Source organism: Dickeya oryzae (assembly GCF_020406815.2).
Classification (GTDB): domain Bacteria; phylum Pseudomonadota; class Gammaproteobacteria; order Enterobacterales; family Enterobacteriaceae; genus Dickeya; species Dickeya oryzae.
In genome coordinates this window covers 1,619,372-1,633,286 of sequence record NZ_CP162670.1, presented here as the reverse complement: position 1 = coordinate 1,633,286, position 13,915 = coordinate 1,619,372, and the positions used below count along the sequence as shown (strand labels likewise).

Annotated in this window: 10 protein-coding genes; 3 read left to right on the top strand and 7 right to left on the bottom strand. The window is 56.7% G+C overall.

Going from position 1 to position 13,915, the window contains the following annotated elements:
- Positions 1-68: 68 nt before the first annotated feature.
- Both LF929_RS07060 and LF929_RS07055 read right to left on the bottom strand, forming a co-directional pair.
- A complete protein-coding gene (locus tag LF929_RS07060) occupies positions 69-1,208 on the bottom strand; it encodes a hypothetical protein (RefSeq protein WP_226093300.1) in 1,140 nt (379 codons plus the stop codon).
- Positions 1,209-1,430: 222 nt separating this feature from the next.
- Positions 1,431-2,576, bottom strand: a complete 1,146-nt coding sequence (locus tag LF929_RS07055) for a hypothetical protein (protein ID WP_226093301.1) — start codon at positions 2,574-2,576, stop codon at positions 1,431-1,433.
- Positions 2,577-2,762: 186 nt separating this feature from the next.
- Here LF929_RS07055 and LF929_RS07050 point away from each other — a divergent pair, with 186 nt between their 5' ends.
- The 3 genes from LF929_RS07050 (at position 2,763) to LF929_RS07040 (ending at position 4,447) form a co-directional block, all read left to right on the top strand.
- Positions 2,763-3,116: a hypothetical protein gene (locus LF929_RS07050; RefSeq protein ID WP_226093302.1), complete on the top strand. Its 354-nt coding sequence runs from the start codon at positions 2,763-2,765 to the stop codon at positions 3,114-3,116.
- Complete coding sequence (locus LF929_RS07045; protein ID WP_226093303.1) at positions 3,113-3,733, top strand: DUF3885 domain-containing protein; 621 nt, start codon at positions 3,113-3,115, stop codon at positions 3,731-3,733. The genes LF929_RS07050 and LF929_RS07045 overlap by 4 nt, the downstream gene beginning before the upstream one ends.
- Before the next feature lie 168 nt (positions 3,734-3,901).
- On the top strand, positions 3,902-4,447 hold the full coding sequence (locus LF929_RS07040) for an NADPH-dependent FMN reductase (protein WP_016941038.1): 546 nt from the start codon (positions 3,902-3,904) through the stop codon (positions 4,445-4,447).
- A 45-nt stretch (positions 4,448-4,492) separates the two neighbouring features.
- On the opposite strand, the gene cobA is transcribed toward LF929_RS07040, so the two are convergent.
- The 5 genes from cobA to ntrB are packed head-to-tail and all read right to left on the bottom strand — an operon-like array spanning position 4,493 to position 13,906.
- Positions 4,493-5,323, bottom strand: coding sequence for a uroporphyrinogen-III C-methyltransferase (gene cobA / locus LF929_RS07035; RefSeq protein ID WP_226093304.1), 831 nt, complete (start codon positions 5,321-5,323; stop codon positions 4,493-4,495).
- A 27-nt stretch (positions 5,324-5,350) separates the two neighbouring features.
- Positions 5,351-7,999: a nitrate reductase gene (locus LF929_RS07030; protein WP_226093305.1), complete on the bottom strand. Its 2,649-nt coding sequence runs from the start codon at positions 7,997-7,999 to the stop codon at positions 5,351-5,353.
- On the bottom strand, positions 7,996-12,159 hold the full coding sequence (nirB, locus tag LF929_RS07025; RefSeq protein ID WP_226093306.1) for a nitrite reductase large subunit NirB: 4,164 nt from the start codon (positions 12,157-12,159) through the stop codon (positions 7,996-7,998). Before nirB ends, LF929_RS07030 begins: the two co-directional genes overlap by 4 nt.
- Before the next feature lie 12 nt (positions 12,160-12,171).
- The gene (locus LF929_RS07020; RefSeq protein ID WP_226093307.1) at positions 12,172-12,966 is read right to left on the bottom strand and encodes an ABC transporter ATP-binding protein; all 795 of its coding nucleotides are present in this window, start codon (positions 12,964-12,966) and stop codon (positions 12,172-12,174) included.
- Positions 12,967-12,976: 10 nt separating this feature from the next.
- Complete coding sequence (gene ntrB / locus LF929_RS07015; RefSeq protein ID WP_038908515.1) at positions 12,977-13,906, bottom strand: nitrate ABC transporter permease; 930 nt, start codon at positions 13,904-13,906, stop codon at positions 12,977-12,979.
- Positions 13,907-13,915: the final 9 nt, after the last annotated feature.

The following is a 13,915-nucleotide window of genomic DNA, read 5'->3' as shown; positions in this document are numbered from 1 at the left end:
ACACCAGTCATCACCATGCAAGCTCACTGTAGATAACGAGCCTGCATGGTGTGTTCACACAGAGTCAGTCAGGGCAGCAACAAATCTTGCAGACGACCGCGATGCTGATTGACCCATTTCCATGGCAGAACCTCCCAGCCACTCTCATTACAGGTCGTTAACATATTCGGCATCATAGTTTGAAAATAGATCCCCTTGCGGGTGAGATACCACGGTGTATCGACCCAAATACTCTCAGATGAATAATCACAGCCATCGAATTCGCCTTCTGTATCCCCCGTTTTACTCATTTGTACTGGGTATAGCTTATCGAATTGTTTTTTTAACCAGCCGGGAAAGGTATTTTCCAGATAGTCACTCTCAATATCATCTTCATCTGGCACGGGACGTTTACCAACCCAAAGCAGGTCAGACAGTGACAATAATGTTGTATCACTCACACGAAACGTTCGGGTAAATACCTCAGATGTTGGATGTGCCGCCCCCGGACAGCTGTGTTGCCCGGAGATGATATAGCTGGCGACATTCGGCGATAGCAAACCGATTTTCACTCCAAATATATTATTGTCACCACACCAGGTCGGCCGCATCAATATCTGCCAAAAATCATCACGTAACTGGGCGTTTAACTGCTCACGTTGCGCTGCCGGGTAACCCGATATCACCTGAAACATGGAAAAATGCGTTAATGGATCTTGCCACCATTCGACATGATAGCCATTAACAACACCCTCCTTGGCCATTTTCAACTCATAGCCTTGCTGGAACAGAAAGTCATACATTGATAGCGCATACAGTGACTGCATGAAAGGCGACAACTTAACCACTGCCGTAGACTCTACAGGTGCCGCGAGTTTCAACATCGCGACTGCTGGTGCGGCCTCCCCGTCACGCCACTCACCGTTCCAGCCTTGTTCTCCGACTGCGTGTAACGTTAATTGCCGCTCAACCGACGGTTTATTTTCTGACTCATCGTCTGGCATCGTCGCGTCTTCGTCATCCGCGACTGTCAGCACCAGTAAACCTTGATCGGCTTGAGAACCATAAAGCGAATGCGTCACGTGCTCTGCGGGAGAAAAATAACGGCCTTGCACTTTGCCATCCGTGCGGATATTCAGCTCCATCACCACCGGCATTGTCCCCAACATGCCGTGATACACCCCAGGCTTAGCCTGAGCTACCCCAATTAGACACACGAAACCCAGCACCACTATCCTTGAGGCTAATGTTAATAAGTTCATATTAAATAAAAAGAATTAGAAAGAGAGCTGATACTATAACTGAAATAGATTAAGCACCGTAGTCAAAAACCACGCAGTATTCTGACCCTATCCCAAATAATTCGAGTTGCAGAAAGATGGGTATATACAGGGAATCACAATGAGTACCCCGGTCTGGATACACGCAAACCGGGGCATTCGTCATGCATATTAAGGTAGCGGCAAATTCTTCAAACGACCAGGATGTTGCTTCACGACGCTCCACGGTACGATGGCCCAGGGAGCATCATCACAAACGCTGTCACTCGTCGGGAAGGTCGGGTGGAAAAGAATGCCCTGAGCAGTCAGGCTCCATGTTGGAAACACCCAGACCTCAGACCGCCGATAATCACACAGAGTATTACCTCCACCACTATTTACCGTATTAGCCATTCTTTCTGGATACATCACAGAGAATTGCTCAGCCAGCCAATGGGGGAGTATCCCATCACTGTAATCTTTCGGTTCCAACGTATTATCTGGTGCTGGCTGCTCGCCAACCCAGAAAAAATCCTTTAACTCCATATGACTAGCATCGCTAGCATATAGGCTTTCACTTCTAACACCAGAGTTATAACCATTGCCACAGCTTTCACTGCCAGCGATAGAGTAACTCACTACCCAAGGTAGTAACTGGTTGATGTTTACTTGCTCAGTATAGGAACCTTTATCTGTCCCTTGCATACAACGGTAGTAATTTAATACCTCCTGCCACAGTTCCTTGCGCAACACCGTATTCAACCCCGACAATTGTTCTGCCGGATAGCCGCTGCGTAACTGAAACGTCGTCATGCCAGATAATGGATCCCGCCACCATTCAACATCATACCCATTCACCGTTTCCTGTTTTGTCATAACCGGTTCGGCCCCTTCATGCCGCAGGTATTCATAACGCGAATGCTGATACGCCTGTTGCATAAACGGTGACGCTGTCGCAGGCAATTCGGTAACCAGAGACAGCACCACCGGATAGGATTTACCTTTGCCGTTGCGCCATTCGCCCTGCAAGGTGTTCTGATCGCGGCTACGCAGCACCATCACCGGTATCGGATCTTTGCCAGCCAGTGCTTGTTGCTCATCCATCGAATCATCGCCTTCCGACAGCACCAGATTACCCTGTACATCCTGTGAACCAGATAATCCAATGTCTTTGCGGTATTTAGTATAAAAATAACGCCCATTAATACTTTGGTTCTCTGGCTGACCGGGGGCGTTATACAGCTCCATCACAATGGTGGTATTGCCTATAGTGCCGCGATAAACGGGAAAATCATCGTCAGCCTGAGTTACCCCAACAAGACAAACGAAACCCAGCACCACTATCCTTGAGGCTAATGTTAATAAATTCATATTAAATAAAAAGAATTAGAAAGAGAGCTGATACTATAACTGAAATAGATTAAGCATCGAAATCAAAAAATAGAAGGCCATGCCGCCATTGGTTTTGATATGCCCCTCCGACCTGTAATACCATTATTCATTACGCTACGCAGAAAATGAGCAATGATGATTCCTGAAAATATCCAGATTGACGCCATTCTATCCAACCGTATTTATAATTTGGTTGCTCGCTACTGCGAAGGAGAATGGGGAACACTAAAAGCACGCTGGACGGTCCCTTTTGAGGCGATCGTACAAGAAGCTGAGCGACGTGGGTTGGAGTGTTTTGTTATGCAACGACCCTGGTCAGAGGGGTTCTGGCTGGCGCAAACCGCTTCTGGATATGAAGTCCGTTACACGGAGCGCGGCATAGCCACTCTGGAACACACATTTTCGACACTGACGCCTGCTTTCCGCTACTGGCTGCAACAAACACTGAGTTTCCACAACCTACCTTGCCTGAAGGCTAAATCATGATAAAAATAAAGCACCGACTTCACTCCCTATTCAAGGGAAAACTATTTAGTCGGCCGCTTTTTTACCAGTACCCTGGTGGATTACGCTTCTCACTCTCCGAAAGCAGTCATGCACTACAGATGTTTATCACCGCTCATCGCAAAGCCAGTGAAATCGCCGAATACGTATTTTCATCAGGAAACCTGTCGTATCTTTGCCTGCGTTTCTATGGGGACAAACGGTTAATCATTTCACGACCTCTATTACGCCAGTTAAAGCAGATGGAATTGTTACCTGCTAACCAAGCGGAGTATTGGCAAGAACCTGTTGAACAAGCACCTGATGAAGAAGCGGATAATGGAGTATGGCACCATATCGCTTTTCGCCTGCAACCGGACATGTTATCGAGCGCATTATGGTGTGCTCTGGCGACAGATTTCCCATCCATTCAACCGAACCCCCATGTTCTGGTTTATTTGATCAATGCAGAACAACGAATGGCGCTTTTCCCCTACGACGATCGGGGGATGGATGTGATTGGCGATAATCCGTCACAGTTAAGCGATCTCTACCAGCGTTTCAACCACTACCTGCTGGATAACGATCGTCCGCTCATGGCCCGCTATTACCGTGCCTAATATCTTCAGAGTAAAGTACAAAAACGCCAATATCCTCACGGAATAGTCCACACGCCTCAATGGCAATTTTCCCCCCACGCTCTATGCTATGACGAGTCAGGGAAAACGATGACGCGATGCGCGCCGACGTTATCCTGGTGATTTTTTTCACACAAAAAGGACAACACCATGAATCAAATCAAATTGTTAGGTATTTCCGGCAGCCTGCGTAAAGCCTCTGCCAACCGGGGATTATTGCGTGCCGCGCAGTCAGTACTGCCCGCTTATGCCACGCTGGACATTGCCGACCTGCTGGATGTACCGTTTTATAACGCTGATTTGACTGAGGTACCGGAATCCGTGCAGCGCATCGCTCGCCAGGCCAGTGAGGCGGATGGTTTTGTGTTCGCCTGTACCGAATACAACTATTCCATAGCACCGGCGCTGAAGAATATTCTGGACTGGTTATCCCGCCTGCCGGATACCACTATTTTAAGCGGTAAACCGGCAGCATTGATGGGCGCGGGTGGCGGTATGGGTACCTCGCGGGCGCAGTATCATTTGCGCCAGAGTTGCGTCTATCTGAATGTTCATGTGCTGAACAAGCCGGAAGTTTTCGCTAACGCCTTTGCTGGTGGTTTCGACGATCAGGGCAACCTGAAAGATGAAAACATTACCGTTTTGATTGCCGAGCAAATGAATGCGCTGGTCGATGAGATCGGGCTCAGAAGATAACACATCCTTTCATCAGGCTACCGCCCACTGTCGGGCGGCAGTCGCTTATGCCGCCACCGTTCCCACTTTCATCATCGTTTCGCTGGCCACCGTCAGTGCCGGATGGCGACAAAACCGTACCACTTCACCGACCACTAACAAGCTGGGCGATTGCGGCTGATAACGCGCCATCAGTGCAGGCAAGGTCGCAAGCGTCGCGGTCATCACGCGTTGCTCCGGCTGTGTGCCGCGCTCAATAATCGCCAGCGGCGTACTGGCAGGCAGGCCGTGTGCGATTAACTTCAGGCACAGGCGGCTGGCATGACTCAACCCCATATAAAACACCAGTGTTTGCTGGCCTGCGCCCAGGGTTTCCCAGTCCAGTTGCGGCTCGCCATCGCGAGCATGACCGGTAATAAACCGTACCGATTGAGCACAATCCCGGTGCGTCAGCGGCAACCCTACCGCCGCCGCACAGCCAGTCGCGGCGGTAATCCCCGGTACAACATGGCAACGCACACCCCGTTGATGCAGGTAATCCATTTCCTCACCGCCACGCCCGAAAATAAACGGATCGCCGCCTTTTAAGCGCACGACACGTTGCCCGGCTTGCGCCAACTCCATCAACAATTGATTGATTTGCGGTTGCGGCAGTGTGTGGTTGCCCTGCTGTTTACCGACATCAATGCGCAAGGTGTCACGCGCTACTAACGCCATAATATCGGCCGAAACCAGCCGGTCATGCACGACCACATCCGCCTGCTGAATCACTCGCAGCGCCTTGATAGTCAGTAATTCAGCATCGCCCGGACCGGCACCCACCAGCCAGACATCACCTGCCAGCAACGGCTGGCGTTGATGGCCCTGCGCCATCAGCGTATTCAGAGTAGGGTTCATAGGATCACTCCTTTTTCCGGGTGCGGCTCAGCCCGCCCGGCGTAATATGTCTGGCGTCGCATACTGTTGCAGCAACGCCTTCAGTTCCGGTACGCAGGATCCGCAGTTAGTCCCGCATTGTAGCTGTTCACCCAGTTGCGCCACGCTGTGGCCCCCCTGACGGATAGCGTCGATAATGCGCTGCTCGCCAACCGCGAAACAGCTACAAATAGTTGCGCCTTGCGGTGTTTCCCCCTGTGGCGCACACCCCGCCAACAACGCCAGTCGATCCAACGACTGCTGTGGCGGCGCGGCAAATGCCGCCAACACCGCTTCACGCGCCAGTTGTGGGCGATGCGCCCCCACATAAAGCGCCACAGCGACCTGTGCGCCTCGCCAGCCAATGGCATGAAACAGCCGATCGTCCCCCTGAGCCTGCTGAAATTCAACGTCGCTCAGGTCATATTGCCGGGTCAGCCAGTCGAGCCAGTGTTCCGGTGTGCGCTCGTCGGCGATCACATAATGCGACACCCCGTCCGCAGTCACACGGCTCCAGTAGCCACAGTCCGGTACGGCTGCGTCACCGCGGACAAACAGCTCGCCGAACCAGACGGCGGGCCAGCGTTGGATGCGTACCCGTGCCTGTTTGCTTTCCGGCTGACCGGAGTAAGGGTCAGTCACCGCCGCCACCAGACTATCGACACGCGCCTGTGCGCTGAATTGCCGGTTCCAGTGCATGGGGACAAAAATGCTGCCGGGCTGCTGACCCCGCTGAACCTGCGCCCGCGCCAACATCCAGCCGGACCCGGCGCTGATGCGCACCAGTTCACCATCGTGCACACCGGCGTTAAGCGCATCCTGCGGGTGCAGATCGCAGTAAGGCTCCGGCAGATGCTGCATCAGTCGCGCCGCCTTGCCGGTGCGGGTCATGGTGTGCCACTGGTCGCGTATCCGCCCGGTGTTGAGCACCAGTGGATACGCCGGGGACGGTGGGTTGACCGGCAATTGCGGGGTGATTGCCAGTAACCGCGCCTTACCGTCCGGATGCCAGCAACGGCCATCGGTATATAACCGTGCGGTACCGCCATCGGCATGTGTGGTCACCGGCCACTGCACTGGGGCAAGTTGTTGCCACTGCTCATCGCTGAGCGTCGCCAGCGCGCTGATGTTGAAGGCACGCTGCCCCTGATTCTCAAATCCAGATAACGCGGCATGTTCACGGAAAATTTGCGCCGGGTGGCGGTAATCAAACGCCTCGCCAAACCCCATACGCGTGGCGACCTGCGATAAAATCCACCAGTCTGCCTTCGCCTCGCCCGGTGCTGGCAAAAAAGCACGTTGGCGGGAAATACGCCGTTCGGAATTGGTTACTGTGCCGTCTTTTTCTCCCCACGCCAATGCCGGCAGCAGGATATCGGCGCATTCGGTGGTATCGGTATGGCGCATCACATCAGAGACAATCACCAGCGGGCAGCGCAACAACGCCTGCCGCACCCGATCCGCCTCCGGCATTGACACTACCGGGTTGGTGCCCATTATCCATACCGCCTTCACCTGCCCGGCTTCGATGGCACGAAACAGATCCACCGCCATCAGCCCCGGAGCCGAGGCCACCCGATCACTGCCCCAAAAGCGACCGACCCGCGCCACCTCTTGCGGGCTGAACCCCATGTGTGCCGCCAGTTGATTCGCCAGCCCGCCCACTTCCCGGCCCCCCATGGCATTCGGCTGACCGGTAATCGAAAACGGGCCGCACCCAACCCGGCCGATACGGCCGCTGAACAGATGCGCGTTGATAATCGCGTTGCATTTATCGCTGCCGGAAGCAGACTGGTTAATGCCTTGCGAGTAGAGCGTCACCACCTTGTCGGTCTCGCTGAACCACTGGTAGAAGCAGGCCACCGCCTCGTGCGGTAACCGGCAGAATTCCGCCACCCGTTCTACCGTCCACGTTTGCGCCGCCGCCAGCGCCGCTTCCACACCGCTCAGCGCGTCAGGCGGCGGCGCGGATTGCTGCGCCAGCCAGTGCAGCAATCCGTTGAACAACCCGGCATCACTGCCGGGTGCCAGCGGCAGGTGTAAATTCGCCGCATCGCAGGTGGCGGTATGACGCGGGTCCACCACCACGACTTTCATATGCGGACGCTGTTGTTTCGCCTGCATCAGCCGTTGATACACCACCGGATGCGCCCAGGCGGTATTGGAACCGACCAGCACCACCAGATCCGCCTGTTCGATATCGTCGTAGTTACCCGGTACCGCATCGGCCCCCAGCGCCCGTTTGTAACCGATGACCGCTGAGGCCATGCACAGCCGGGAATTGGTATCCATGTTGGCGCTGCCGATAAAGCCTTTCATCAGCTTGTTGGCGACGTAATAATCTTCGGTCAGTAATTGCCCCGAACCGTAAAACGCCACCGCCTGTGGGCCGTGCTGCGCAATAATATCGCCGAGCGATTGCGCGACCCGGTCCAGCGCTTGATCCCAGCTGACGCGCTGCCTGTCCACCAACGGCCATAACAACCGCCCTTGTAAACTCAGTGTGTCACCGAGCGCCGACCCTTTGACGCACAACCGTCCCTGATTGGCCGGGTGCTGGCTGTCGCCTTCGATGGTCACCCTCCCGTCCGGTTGCGCCGTAGCAATCACGCCGCAACCCACACCGCAATAAGGACAGGTGGTGCGACAGCCGGTCATAACGCCTCCGCCATGTCGGTCGATACCACCGTCATCGGCTCGTCAGCCACCCAGATACGCTCCTGAACGACACGTACCGGCCAGACGCGTACCCGCAGTTGGCTATCATCCGGGCTGACACCGTCACACAAGCGCAAACGTTTTTTGTACAACGGCGAAATCACCACCGGTTCACCGTCCACATCACCAACAATGCCGCGCGACAGCACGTTAGCACCGCTGCCCGGTTCCAGGTTATCGAGCGCGAACACACGTGCCGCCTGCCCCGGTTGCGACGCCGGGAGATGGAACAACGCCACCTGCCGATGTCCGACTCGCGCTGCCATCCCTGCATTCGCCGGGATATCGCTGAGGAAACCGACACACTGCCAGCCATCGGCTCCGAGGGTCTCGGATACGGTGATCGGTTTTTTCTCTTCCGGACGCGCCGGACGAATCTGACCACGTTCGGGGACCATCACCACCGCCTCATCCGGGGTGTCGCTGTTGAGGAAGGCGCGGAACAATGCCCGGTTTTCGTCATGCGCCAGTGTGGTTTGCCACTCGCACTGGTAGCTGTCGACAACATGGCGCATCTCGCTTTCCAGCTCATCGGTAATCCCCAGGCTGTCGTCGATCACCACCTGACGCAGATAGTCAACGCCGCCTTCCAGATTATCCAGCCACACACTGGTACGCTGGAGCCGGTCTGCGGTACGGATGTAAAACATCAGCAAGCGGTCGATAAAGCGGAACAGCGTCTCGGTATCCAGATCGCTGGCGAACAGATCAGCATGACGTGGTTTCATACCGCCATTACCGCACACGTACAGGTTCCAGCCCTTGTCGGTGGCAATCACACCGATGTCTTTACCCTGCGCTTCGGCGCACTCACGGGTACAACCGGAGACCGCCATCTTGAGCTTGTGCGGCGAGCGCAGCCCTTTGTAACGATGCTCCAGTGCAATCGCCAGCCCGGTGGAATCCTGTACGCCATAGCGGCACCAGGTTGACCCCACGCAGGATTTCACCGTACGCAGCGACTTGCCGTAGGCATGACCGGTTTCAAAGCCAGCGTCGATCAATTCCTGCCAGATAGCAGGCAGTTGTTCCAGCCGCGCACCGAACAAATCGACCCGTTGACCACCGGTAATTTTGGTGTACAGGTGGTAGCGCTCTGCGACCTGACCGATGGCGATCAACCCTTTAGGGGTGATCTCCCCACCGGGGATACGCGGCACCACCGAGTAGGTACCGTCTTTTTGGATGTTGGCCAGAAAACGGTCATTGGTATCCTGCAACGGCACATGTTCGGGTTTCAGCACGTAGTCGTTCCAGCACGATGCCAGCATCGACCCCACCAGCGGTTTACAGATTTCACACCCGAGTCCGTGACCGTGACGGGCGATCAACTCGCCAAAACTGCGGATACGGTTGACGCGGATCAGGTGGTACAGTTCCTGACGCGAGTACGCAAAGTGTTCGCAGATGTCTTTTTTCACCTCGATGCCTGACTGCTGCAAGCGGTATTCCATCACCTGCTTGAGTAACGGCACACAACCGCCACACCCCGTCCCGGCCTTGGTGCAGGCTTTCAGTGATGCCAGATCGGTGCAACCGTTGTCTACCGCCGCGAAAATATCCGCTTTGCTGACGTTGTGGCAGGAGCAAATCTGCGCGCTGTCCGGCAGTGCCGCCACCCCCAACCCTTTCGGGGCGGCGCCGTCCAGTGCGGGCAGGATCAGACTTTCCGGGTGGTCGGGCAACGTCATGTCGTTGAGTTTCATTTGCAGCAGTGTGCTGTAATCACTGCTGTCGCCGACCAGCACCGCCCCCAGTAGCCGCTTGCCGTCTGCCGAGACAATGATTTTTTTGTAGACCTGATTCGGCTCGTCGTTCCACTGATAACTCTGGCTACCTTCGGTGTTGCCGTGCGCATCACCGATTGACGCGACATCCACCCCCAGCAACTTGAGCTTGGTACTCATGTCAGCACCGGTGAAAGCCAGTTCCTGCTGTTCCTGCTGCGCCGACTTAGCCAATTGGGCCGCGACCGTGCGCGCCATCTGGTAGCCCGGGGCCACCAGTCCGAAAATCTGCCCTTGCCATACCGCACACTCACCGATGGCGAAGATAGCGTCATCGGACGTCTGGCAGTGATCGTCAATCACGATACCGCCACGCGTGCCTATCTCCAGCCCGGCTTCACTCGCCAGCCGAACGCGTGGGCGAATACCGGCGGAAAACAGGATCAGGTCGGTTTCCAGCGATGTGCCATCAGCAAAATTCATCCGGTGACGCGCCTGCTCGCCTGCCGTAATGTCGAGCGTTTCTTTGCTGGTGTGCACCTGCAAGCCCAACGCTTCGATTTTGCGCCGTAGCAACTGTGCGCCGCCCTCATCCAGTTGCACCGCCATCAGACGGGGTGCGAACTCCACCACATGGGTCTCCAGCCCCAGCTGACGCAGAGCGTTCGCCGCTTCCAGCCCCAGCAGGCCGCCCCCCACGACGACGCCGCTGCGTGATTCGCGTGCGTAGTCGGCAATCGCATCCAGATTATCCAACGTGCGATAGACCAGACAGCCAGGGCGATCGTTGCCTTTGATTGGCGGTACAAACGCATAGGAGCCGGTTGCCAGCACCAGACGATCGTAAGGCGTTTCCTGACCATTCGCGTCGCGCACACAGCGGCGCTGGCGATCGATGGCCATCACCTGACAGCCGGTACGCAGTTCAATACCGCTCTGCTCGAAAAAGCCTTCACTGACCATCGACAGCGATTCGGCGCTGCGCCCGGCGAAATACTCAGACAAATGTACCCGGTCATAGGCCGGGTAGCGTTCTTCACCGAACACCACCACGTGATACTGCTGGTGCAGGCCGCGCTCCACCAGTTGCTCCAGAAAGTGGTGACCGACCATGCCGTGTCCCACTACCACCAATACGGGTTTACTCATAACAGAAATCCTTACGGCTTCAGGCCGTATGTCTATTTCAGGAAAAGAAAGACCAAATAAAAGCGATGACGGTGCCGATGGCAGCCTGGTCTCCATGGCCGCCAGCAGTTGCGGGCTGTCGTTGACATGACCGAACAGCAGCGCACCGCACAACCGATCGTCGCGGAATATCAGACGGCGGTAGTGACCGCCGAGCGGGTCTGACAGTGAGTGGGTCTTATCGCCCACCTGCGGATGCAGTTCACCCGCGCTCACAACGTCAATCCCGGTTACCTTCAGGCGTGTGGCCAGCGGCGTCGGTACATAATCCGCTACCGGCCGCCCGGCCAGTCTGGCCGCCAGCACATCCGCCTGCGCCAGACAGGGGGCCACCAGCCCCACCGTCTCCCCATTGATTTCTGCGCATTCACCGAACGCGCTGATAGCCTCGTCACGGGTACGCAACTGACCATCCACCAGAATGCCGCGCCCGCATGGCAGGCCGCTGTCGCGAGCCAGCTCACATACCGGCTCGACACCGGTCGCCACCACCACCAGTCCGGCAGGAAGGCGTGTGCCGTCCGTCAGCGCCACCGCCTCAACCTGCCCGCTCCCTTCCAGCGACTGGATCTGCACACCGGTCAGGCAACGAATGCCACGCTCTCGCAACCGGGTAGCCAGTAAATCGCTGGCGACATCGTCGAGCTGGCGCTCCATCAGCCGGGTATGGCGATGCACTAACGTCACCTCGGCACCGTGCAGGCGCAACGCGGCGGCGGCCTCAATCCCCAATACCCCGCCACCTATCACCACCACCGACGTCTTTTGCCGTAGCGCCGCCCACATCCGCTCGACATCGTCCAGCGTGCGAAATCCGGTGACCCCCGACAGGCTGATGCCCGGCAATGGCGGCATAAACGGGCGTGCCCCTGTTGCCAGTACCAGGTGCTCATAGGCCAGACGGCGGCGGTCGGTGACCACCTCCCGCGCGGCCCTGTCGATCCGCAGGGCCGATTCACCGGTCAGGACGGTGACATCCATCGACTCGGGCAGCGGCTCCAGTTGTGTTTCCTCAAACGTTTTCTCGCCCCCCAGTACCGACGAGAGCAGCACGCGGTTATAACCGGCACGCGGTTCGCGATCGATGAGGGTGATGCGGTAGCGTTGCGCTGCAAGCTGCCCCAATTTTTTTACCAGCCGGGCGCTGGACAGGCCGTTACCGATGACAACCAGATGCGCTCTCATCGCTCCCTCCCGTCAGGCCGCGTGCGGCTGCTTCTCGTAGAGGAAATGCAGCACCTGCTGGCGGTACTGGTGATAACGCGGGTCATCCGCCAGCGCTACGCGGGAACGCGGTCGCTCCAGCGCCACCGTCATGATTTCTCCCACCGTGGCGGCCGGGCCGTTGGTCATCATCAGCACCCGGTCGGAAAGCAGCACCGCTTCATCCACGTCGTGGGTAATCAGCACGATGGTGGTATTCAGTCGCTGCTGAATCTCCATGACGGCATCCTGCAAATGGGCGCGGGTCAGCGCATCCAGAGCGCCGAACGGCTCGTCCATCAGCAGCACCTTGGGTTTCATCGCCAACGCGCGGGCGATGCCCACCCGCTGCTTCATGCCACCGGAAATCTCATGTGGGCGCTTGTTCAGGGCGTGCCCCATGTGCACCAGTTCGAGGTTATGCACAATCCACTCGTGCATTTCCGCTTTGGTCATCTGGCCGCGAAACACCTGCTTCACCGCCAGCGCCACGTTGTTGTAAGTGGTGAGCCACGGCAGCAACGAATGGTTCTGGAACACCACCGCCCGCTCCGGCCCCGGGCCGTCGATTTCACGGTTGTCGCACAGCAGGCCGCCGCGGGTCGGCAGCGTTAACCCGGCAATCAGGTTGAGCAGCGTCGATTTGCCGCAGCCGGAGTGCCCAATCAGACTCAGGGTTTCGCCGGCATGAATATCGAAACTCACGTTATCAAGCGCCACGAACGAACCGCTGGCGGTGGAGAAACGCTGGCTGACCTGCTGAATACGAATAATCGGTTGATGGCGCATCGGTTTCTCCTTAACGGGTTTCATAGCTAAAGCGTTTGGCCAGCAACATCAGCCCTTGCTCAAGTAACAACCCGACCACGCCAATCACCAAAATAGCGGTGATGATGTTGGGCACGTTGAGGTTGTTCCACTCGTTCCAGATCCAAAAACCGATGCCGATACCGCCGGTCAGCATTTCCGCCGCCACGATCACCAGCCAGGCGATACCGATCGACAACCGCACCCCGGTCAGCACACTCGGCAGTACCGCCGGTAGCAAAATAGTGCGCATGATGGCGAACTCGGACAGCTTCAACACCCGCGCCACATTCAGGTAATCCTGTGGAATTTGGCGTACCCCTTCCGCGGTGTTGAGGATCATCGGCCAGATGGAGCAGATGAAAATCGTCCAACTGGATGCCGGTTCGGCACGCTGAAACAACAGCAAGCCGATGGGCAGCCACGCCAGCGGACTGACCGGACGCAACAGCGAAATAATCGGGTTGAACATCGCGGCAATAAACCGAAAACGGCCAATCAGGAAACCGGCGGGAATACCCACCAGTGCCGCCAGACCGAACCCGATGCCGACGCGCTTGAGCGATGCCAGCACGTTCCAACCAATACCCTGATCGTTAGGGCCCGCCACATAAAAAGGGTCGGCAAAAATGCTTTGCGCCGCCTGCCAGGTCTGCCACGGCGTCGGGAACCCTTTGCTGCTCAGTGCCGCCATCTGCCATATCGCCAGCAGCAACAACATACCGAGCCCTCCCGGCAGCAAGCGGGACAGCCCGTTACTCATACGCTGCCGCCAGACAGGGCGCGGCGTCGCCACCATCGGTTGTGCTGGTGGTACTACAGTGGCGGCATCAGGCAATATGATAACCACCGCATCGGCGGCGCTCGCGTTTTCCGGCTCAGCATCAGGGACGATCGAAAGAATCTGGGCTTGCGTTTTCATGGTCGCTCT

Excerpts from the sequence above, each read along its gene's own strand:
- LF929_RS07050 (WP_226093302.1), top strand. The coding sequence starts at position 2,763 with ATGATGATTCCTGAAAATATCCAGATTGACGCCATTCTATCCAACCGT.
- LF929_RS07045 (WP_226093303.1), top strand. The coding sequence starts at position 3,113 with ATGATAAAAATAAAGCACCGACTTCACTCCCTATTCAAGGGAAAACTA.
- LF929_RS07040 (WP_016941038.1), top strand. The coding sequence starts at position 3,902 with ATGAATCAAATCAAATTGTTAGGTATTTCCGGCAGCCTGCGTAAAGCC.
- cobA (WP_226093304.1), bottom strand. The coding sequence starts at position 5,323 with ATGAACCCTACTCTGAATACGCTGATGGCGCAGGGCCATCAACGCCAG.
- LF929_RS07030 (WP_226093305.1), bottom strand. The coding sequence starts at position 7,999 with ATGACCGGCTGTCGCACCACCTGTCCTTATTGCGGTGTGGGTTGCGGC.
- nirB (WP_226093306.1), bottom strand. The coding sequence starts at position 12,159 with ATGAGAGCGCATCTGGTTGTCATCGGTAACGGCCTGTCCAGCGCCCGG.
- LF929_RS07020 (WP_226093307.1), bottom strand. The coding sequence starts at position 12,966 with ATGCGCCATCAACCGATTATTCGTATTCAGCAGGTCAGCCAGCGTTTC.
- ntrB (WP_038908515.1), bottom strand. The coding sequence starts at position 13,906 with ATGAAAACGCAAGCCCAGATTCTTTCGATCGTCCCTGATGCTGAGCCG.